At 43.1% G+C, this 7,731-nt stretch carries 7 protein-coding genes; 3 read left to right on the forward strand and 4 right to left on the reverse strand.

The annotated features are described in order from the left end of the window. Nucleotides 1-206 (reverse strand): carboxypeptidase-like regulatory domain-containing protein (locus BHV83_RS21335; RefSeq protein ID WP_286758035.1); only part of this gene is annotated, 206 nt, incomplete at its 3' end. Between the two features lie 212 nt (nt 207-418). On the opposite strand from BHV83_RS21335, the gene BHV83_RS21340 reads away from it, so the two are divergent. From BHV83_RS21340 to BHV83_RS21350, 3 genes are all read left to right on the forward strand, one after another. Then, nucleotides 419-1,336 (forward strand): EamA family transporter, encoded by a 918-nt coding sequence (locus BHV83_RS21340; RefSeq protein ID WP_122206051.1) that lies wholly within the window; start codon nt 419-421, stop codon nt 1,334-1,336. 42 nt (nt 1,337-1,378) lie between these two features. Next, entirely contained in the window at nt 1,379-2,143 is a 765-nt protein-coding gene (yaaA, locus tag BHV83_RS21345; RefSeq protein ID WP_046451438.1) for a peroxide stress protein YaaA, read from the forward strand. A gap of 66 nt (nt 2,144-2,209) precedes the next feature. Beyond that, entirely contained in the window at nt 2,210-3,265 is a 1,056-nt protein-coding gene (locus BHV83_RS21350) for a 6-bladed beta-propeller (RefSeq protein ID WP_286758034.1), read from the forward strand. A 43-nt stretch (nt 3,266-3,308) separates the two neighbouring features. On the opposite strand, the gene BHV83_RS21355 is transcribed toward BHV83_RS21350, so the two are convergent. From BHV83_RS21355 to pheT, 3 genes are all read right to left on the reverse strand, one after another. After that, a complete protein-coding gene (locus tag BHV83_RS21355; RefSeq protein WP_119215814.1) occupies nt 3,309-4,064 on the reverse strand; it encodes a hypothetical protein in 756 nt (251 codons plus the stop codon). A 144-nt stretch (nt 4,065-4,208) separates the two neighbouring features. Continuing rightward, on the reverse strand, nt 4,209-4,943 hold the full coding sequence (locus BHV83_RS21360) for a YebC/PmpR family DNA-binding transcriptional regulator (protein WP_005640280.1): 735 nt from the start codon (nt 4,941-4,943) through the stop codon (nt 4,209-4,211). Between the two features lie 34 nt (nt 4,944-4,977). Then, on the reverse strand, nt 4,978-7,443 hold the full coding sequence (gene pheT, locus BHV83_RS21365) for a phenylalanine--tRNA ligase subunit beta (RefSeq protein ID WP_005640278.1): 2,466 nt from the start codon (nt 7,441-7,443) through the stop codon (nt 4,978-4,980). Between the last annotated feature and the right edge of the window lie 288 nt (nt 7,444-7,731).

Here is a 7,731-nt window from a genome sequence, read left to right on the forward strand (position 1 = left end):
CGGTATTCTTCAGGCTGGCTATCCAACACAAAAGTTCCGTCTACATTTGAAATAGAAGCGTTTATATAAGTAGAATCTATTGCCTGCAAAACGATGGTTGCACCATCTACCGGTTGTTTTTTATTGTCTATGACCTTTCCTACAATGTTCTGTGCCTGCAAAGAGGTAACAAAGAATAATAGTAAAATACCGATTCCGATTTTCATATAATATAAAGTTTGTATTAATTTCCACACACCCTAAACAAGGGTTATTCATCATGCTCCCGGACATAATTAGCTGTCCATCATTTTCTAATACGCCGTAAACATACAAAATTAATCGAAAAGAATAGCAAAGCATGATTCCCATTTCATTAGAAAAGGTTCAGAAAGATTTGCTACTTTTGTCCCCTCATTTCAACAGACAGTGAATTTACATGAAGGTAAAAGGATTTTTGTACGGACTTATCGCATCCGCCACATTCGGATTGATTCCTCTTTTTTCCATTCCGGCGCTTGAAAACGGCGTAGGTTTGGATTCGTTGCTGTTCTACCGTTTTTCCTTAGCATCCGTACTGGTTGCCGTACTGATGTGGGTGAAAAAGATTCCGTTCGATATACAGAAAAGCGAATTCGGGATCGCTTTTATTTTAGGTACACTTTATGCCATCACGGCGCTTTGGCTGACGGAGGCTTATCTTTATATTCCGAGCGGGGTGGCGACAACGATCCATTTCCTTTATCCGGTGGTAGTCAGCCTGATCATGTTTGTATTTTACAAGGACAAGCTGACAATGCCGATACTGCTGGCAATGGCGATGGCGGTAAGCGGTGTCTATATGTTAAGCGGAGGAAATACGCCGGGAAGTTCTATCAATATAAAAGGATTAATGTTGGTATTGGCTACAGTGATTGCCTATGCAGCCTACATCGTAGGTATGAACCGAAGCCGGATCGCCAGGCTCGACAGCTTGAAAGCCACTTTCTATATTCTGCTTTCCGGAGCAATTGTCTTTCTGGTAAATCTGGCGATAAAAGGTGATTTTCCCGACCCGATGCCGAATCTGGCCACAACGATAGACGTGCTGATGGTTGCTTTCCTCCCGACGTTGGTATCCGACCTTACACTGATACTGGCCATTCGTTATATAGGTTCGACAACGACTGCGATCTTGGGATGCATGGAGCCGCTTACCGCCGTATGCATGGGCGTCCTTTTCTTAGGCGAGCATCTGCAACCGATGCAGATCGGAGGAATAGTAGTAGTGCTATCAGCAGTCTGCATCGTGATATCAGGCAGTTATATCAGGAAATGGGTGCGGGATATCCGACTTTTATTTATGCACCGGATATAAATGACGAGATATTTACATAATAAAAACAATATATTCACAAATATGCATATCATCTTATCTCCAGCCAAGACAATGGCTGGAACATCCAAAATAAAAGCGCCTGCAGGTACAACGCCCCGATTCAACCAGGAAGCAATCGAGATCGCATTGCACATGGCTCAATATCCCGCCGAAGAATTAGGCAGGATGTTAAAGCTCAGTCCCAAGCTGATGCTGGAAAGTTACCACCGTTTTCAGAATTTCCATTCTGCAGAAGAAGAACCGCTACAAGCTTTGTTGGCTTATACGGGTGTCGTATTCAAGAATATCAATCCCAAAGATTTTACAGAGGCGGACTTCCGCTTTGCCCAGGATCATTTGCGGCTCGTTTCCATTTGTTATGGTCTTCTTCGCCCGCTGGACCTGATCAAACCTTACCGGATGGAATATGATGTGAAACTGCCCGAATTAGGAGAAGGGAATATGTATATTTACTGGCGTGCCCGTCAAACAGAACCGCTTATTGAAGAAGTGAAAGCCGACGATAACCTGCTGATCAACCTGGGGAGCATGGACCTACAACCATCATTCGACTGGAAAAAGGTAGAACAATCTGTCCGTGTAATAACACCGGATTTTAAAGTCTGGAAAAACGGGAAAGCCGAAACAATCGTAATCTACGCCAAGATGGCACGTGGACAAATGACCCGTTACATCGTTAAAAACCGGATTACCAATCCGGATGCATTAAAAGATTTTACTTGGGAAGGATTCCGGTACAGAGAAGATATCTCCTCCGAAAACAACTGGATTTTCTTGCAGGATTAAGAGATCCTTGCAATAAACCGACAGTATCGTCCGTTTATACAAAGGAATTTTTTAATTAGAAATGAAATGAGAAAAACCTTTAATCTTTTATTCATATGTCTGATAGCCTTATACGGATGGATCGGATATCAAGTGATCCATACTACCGATTTGCCTCAATGTCAACCGAAAGGAAGTCTGTCCGATGTCGCCGAGGAGGTGATCGCCATCCCTTTGAAAACAAACGGACATTGTTCTTTGAACAAGATTAAAATGATCAAGCGCGACCGGGAAGACATCTTCCTTGTCAGCGATCGTCAACTTTATCATTTCAACAGTTCCGGTCAATTTCTCGGACAAATAACGGCACATCTGCCAGGAACGAGACAGCCAGTCGAACTGGTTGACTATGCGGTCGATCCTGTCCACGACCGGCTGGTCGTGATCGGCACCGGACATGAGGTATACTATTATGATTACGACGGGCAACTCCTTTTTCAGAGTATCCTCCCTCAAGATGCTTCATGGAAAACTTTCGGGCATATGGCTTATTATAACAACCATCTGTGGACAACAATAGACTTGGTTAATTCAGAAAACAAGCAAGCTCCGTCAATCGAACAATGGCTCTATAAATTTGATCTCTACTTTAATGAAGTCGGGAAGCGCAAACTGGATGTTGCCGATTTGGGAAGAATGGATATCAATTACAAGACAGGTACCGAAATAGCCGTCAAGAACGGGCACGTTTATGTACAAGCGCCATCCTTACAGCCAGCCCATATCTTAAACGACACGCTCTATCTCATCAATAGCAACCAGTTGACCATCACTGAGGACTACGCAAAAATTCTCCCTTTACAGATCGGGACACGTTTTTTAATCTCAACACACTACGATCCTACTCTACCGGAACGTAGCTATACATTTTGTTACGACCAACGAAGAACAAAAGCCTATCACGTGCAAGGAGGATTGGATGACAACTTTTACAAGACAGGCAAGATTCTCGAACTTCAATCCATAGACCTTCAAAGCAACACCTACTGTTATTATAAAAGCGGCAAAGAACTTGCCTACTCTTTTCCTGACCTGACAAACAAAGACAACCCGGTCTTATTTATAGTAAAAATGAAAGCCTGACTCCCCACAGCCAGGCTTTCATTTAATATATATTTACGTACGATTAGAAAATCCGTCCACACAGACGTATCTTCATAACCGGATAAACAGTGAGCTTATCCATGATTTTCGAAAACGTATCGTCCGGATCGACTTCATCCAACAAATTGTTGACATTACCATAGTCCGTATAAACATCCGGTTTGCCGTGGAACTGGACTCCTAGCTCGAACATTACACCAAGCCGTTTCTTCGGTACGGCACGGCCGAACCCCAAACCCACATACGGACGGAAATTCGAAACTTTCAAGCCACCTGACACATTACCGTTTTTGTCTACCGGAATCGTATAATCGCCGATAACAACACCGGCCTTACCGGCTTCGGCTACCAATTCCTTCAATTCATCACTATGCCCATTTATTTTTAATAAAGTTCCCCCGCCAAAGTAAGCACCAGCAGTCAAAAAGAAAGAACCTTTTTTAAACGGATAATAATTCACAAGTAATTCGCCGGAAACACGCTTGATACTTCCCTCCATACCAATCGTAGAGGGAACACTCACGCCTTCCATAGCCTCCACATCAACATCTACATCCGTACTCATGCTGAAATTTGGCATAATGGAAAAACCACCACGTAAATCAAAGTGAGATGTGATGGGAGTTGCCACATTCACGTCGATACCGGTAGTACCGACGCCCACACCTACTGCCAAAGAATTAAACACACCCAATTCTTTCTGGGCCATAACATCACTCACAATTACGCCTGATAAGGCTAACGAAATAACACAAAGTAGAGTTCTAAAACCTTTCATAACCACTAAAAAATGTATTTGTATTGAAATAAAGTACAGCAAAGAAAAGAAGATTTTTTGATATAAATACTGATATAGAATAAAAAAGAGAGTACAAGGTTATAGTCCTTGTACTCTCTTTTTTATTCTATAACAAATACGAACTTATTCTTCGTCTCCGTTTTCGTCTTCCTTCATATTGTGGAACACATTCTGAACGTCTTCGTCCTCTTCCAACTTTTCAATCAATTTTTCAATCGATTCACGCTGCTCAGGAGTCACTTCTTTCACATCGTTCGGAATACGGACAAATTCACTACTGGTGATTTCATATCCATTCTCTTCCAGATATTTCTGAATAGCCGAATTCTGGGCAAATTCACCATAGAGAACCACTTCGTCTTCATCTTCATCCACTTCATCGACTCCATAGTCTATCAGCTCCAACTCAAGATCTTCCAACGACATGCCATCCTTTTTCGCAATATGGAAAACACATTTATGCTCGAACAGGAACTCCAAACTGCCAGATGTACCCAAAGAACCACCGTTCTTGTTGAAATAACTACGTACATTTGCTACAGTACGAGTCGTATTGTCTGTCGCAGTTTCCACAAAAATAGCAATACCGAAAGGACCATATCCCTCGTAGTTCATTTCTTTATAATCGGTAAAATCCTTAGAGACAGCCCGCTTGATAGCACGTTCGACATTATCTTTCGGCATGTTCTCTTTTTTAGCAGTCTGCATCAATACACGCAAACGCGGATTGTTTTCAGGTTCCGGTCCACCTTGTTTTGCAGCTATCGTAATTTCTTTACCCAACTTAGTAAATACACGGGCCATATTGCCCCAACGCTTAAACTTTCTCGCTTTACGAAACTCAAACGCTCTTCCCATAATTTATGATCTTATGATTTATGATTTATGTTTTTTATCCTCTCAATTGTGCACCTAACTTCTGTTCCAAATTTGTCTGGATCTTTTTCATGATAGCATCGATCTGCTTATCATTCAAAGTCTTTCCTTCATCCTGCAAATAGAAGCTGACGGCATATGATTTCTTGCCAGCCGGCAGATTCTTTCCTTCGTATACATCAAACAAAGCAACGTCTTTCAACAGTTTACGTTCACTTTCCGTTGCGATCTTTTCTATTTCGGCAAATTGAACATTCTTCTCTAACAACAAGGCTAGATCTCGTTTCACTGCCGGGAACTTGGAAATTTCAGAGAAGGTAACCTTGCTCTTCTTGATTTCCTTCATCAACAATGTCCAGGAAAGTTCCGCATAATAGACATCCGTTTCAATATCCAACTCCTTACAGATCTTCGGGCTGACGATACCCATCGTACCTAACTGGCGCCCGGACGAAGTCGTAATACTCAAACCTGCCGAATAGATATCGTTAGCCAGATTACCAAAAATGACCTTCTGCAAATTCACACCGAGACGAACCAAGATGTTTTCCACATATGCCTTCAATTCATAAACAGAAGACTTTTCATTCGGATGCGCCCAGTTGTTATCCACACGGCTGCCGCTTACCCACAAGCCCAAACGATAATCTTCCGAGAATTCGGCCAATGTTTCACCTTCCTTCTTATGGTCGATATTGTAATCATAGCAATTTCCGAATTCGAAGAAGCGGATATTGCCATTTTTGCGTTTCGCATTATGTTCGACACTTTCCAAGCCTCCGAACAACAACGTCTGGCGCATGCAATTCAGATCTGCGCTCAACGGATTCATCAACATCACACAGTGAGAAACCGGGTAAGTGGAAAGATTATCATAGTAGGCCGAGCGTGTCAGCGAGTTATTCAGGATCTCGTTGAAACCGCAACCGCAAAGTTGTTCGGAAATCAGGTTCTGCAATTTATAACTGCGGTCAGTCGGAGTCTGATAGCTCAGATTAGACTTTACATTGTCACTGAATTCCACATTATTATATCCGTAAATACGGAGAATATCCTCGATCACGTCGACATCGCGCTGTACATCAATACGATATACAGGCACATCAATCACCAAACCTTCGGCAGTTTCGGAAACGATCTTCATTTCCAAGCTTTCCAGAATGCTCTTGACCGTTTCAACCGGAATCACCTTGCCGATCAATGTATTGACCTTATCGTAAGTCAGTTCCACACGATAGGGGGCAACCGGAACCGGATAAATATCCTGGATAGCACCCGTAATCGTTCCGCCTGCCACTTCCTGAATCAACAGAGCGGCACGCTTCATCACTTCGACCGTCTGATTCGGATCCAAGCCGCGTTCATAGCGGAAAGAAGCATCCGTATTCAGACCGAAGCGACGGGCTGTCTTACGGATCCAAGTCGGATGGAAAGTGGCAGATTCCAGGAATACATTCTTAGTCTGTTCCGTCACACCGGAATCGAGTCCGCCAAATACACCGGCGATACACATCGGCTCTTCCACATTGCAAATCATCAGATCACGGTCGGTCAACGTACGTTCCACACCATCGAGCGTCACAAACTTGGCACCTTCCGTCGCCGAGCGTACCACGACTTTATTACCTTTGATCTTATCGGCATCGAAAGAGTGCAAAGGCTGTCCTACGCCGTGCAAGATATAGTTCGTGATATCCACCACGTTATTAATGGGACGCAGGCCGATCACCTTCAAACGGTTCTGCAACCATTCCGGACTTTCCTTTACAGTTACATTTTTAATCGTAATACCTGAATAGCGCAGACAGGCTTCTTTATTTTCAACGACAACTTCGATAGCCGGAACTTCATCATCAATCTTGAAAGCATCCACACTCGGACGTTTCAAGTTGGCAGGCTTACCGTTCTGTTTCAGGTAAGCGGCCAGATCGCGAGCTACACCGAAATGAGAAGTGGCATCCACACGGTTCGGCGTGATATCGACTTCCAGCACATAATCGCTCTTCACATTATAATATTCTTTGGCCGGAGTACCGACTACCGCATCGGCCGGCAGTACGATTATACCTGCATGATCTGTTCCAATACCGATTTCATCTTCAGCACAAATCATACCGTTCGATTCAACGCCACGGATTTTAGAGCGCTTGATCGTAAAGCACTCATCACCATCATACAATTTAGTACCGTTTACAGCAACAACCACTTTCTGTCCGGCAGCTACATTCGGCGCACCACAAACAATCTGCAAGGGTTCCGCGCCGCCAACATTCACGGTTGTAATGTGCAAGTGATCGGAATTCGGATGTTCTTCGCAAGTAAGAACTTCACCGATGACAAGTCCTTCCAATCCACCTTTGATGGTTTGAACTTCTTCTACCCCTCCGGTTTCCAAACCAATAGAGGTAAGTGCTGCTGCTACTTCATCAGGCTGTAAATCAAAATCAAGATAATCTTTCAGCCAATTGTAAGATATATTCATCGCTTTAAAATTTATTCAGTAAAGAGACGGGGCCGTCCGGCCTACGCCAAATTGACGGACAAAAGTACAAATAATTATTCAAATATGATAGTTTCAAGTAGTTTCTTCAGGGCAACCGCACCAAAACCGTGATCAAATATCATTGACAATAGTTATTTATGCATTCTTGATTCATAATGGCCATCTACAAGTATAAGGAACTGTTTGTGTTTAAAAAGTAGGTATTCCACTGGATTATAATCAGAAACAGTGCATAAAATCTCCTCAAACAAGGCAGATAAACAGCTC

This window comes from Parabacteroides sp. merdae-related_45_40 (assembly GCF_001915675.1).

Excerpts from the sequence above, each read along its gene's own strand:
- BHV83_RS21340 (WP_122206051.1), top strand. The coding sequence starts at position 419 with ATGAAGGTAAAAGGATTTTTGTACGGACTTATCGCATCCGCCACATTC.
- yaaA (WP_046451438.1), top strand. The coding sequence starts at position 1,379 with ATGCATATCATCTTATCTCCAGCCAAGACAATGGCTGGAACATCCAAA.
- BHV83_RS21350 (WP_286758034.1), top strand. The coding sequence starts at position 2,210 with ATGAGAAAAACCTTTAATCTTTTATTCATATGTCTGATAGCCTTATAC.
- BHV83_RS21355 (WP_119215814.1), bottom strand. The coding sequence starts at position 4,064 with ATGAAAGGTTTTAGAACTCTACTTTGTGTTATTTCGTTAGCCTTATCA.
- BHV83_RS21360 (WP_005640280.1), bottom strand. The coding sequence starts at position 4,943 with ATGGGAAGAGCGTTTGAGTTTCGTAAAGCGAGAAAGTTTAAGCGTTGG.
- pheT (WP_005640278.1), bottom strand. The coding sequence starts at position 7,443 with ATGAATATATCTTACAATTGGCTGAAAGATTATCTTGATTTTGATTTA.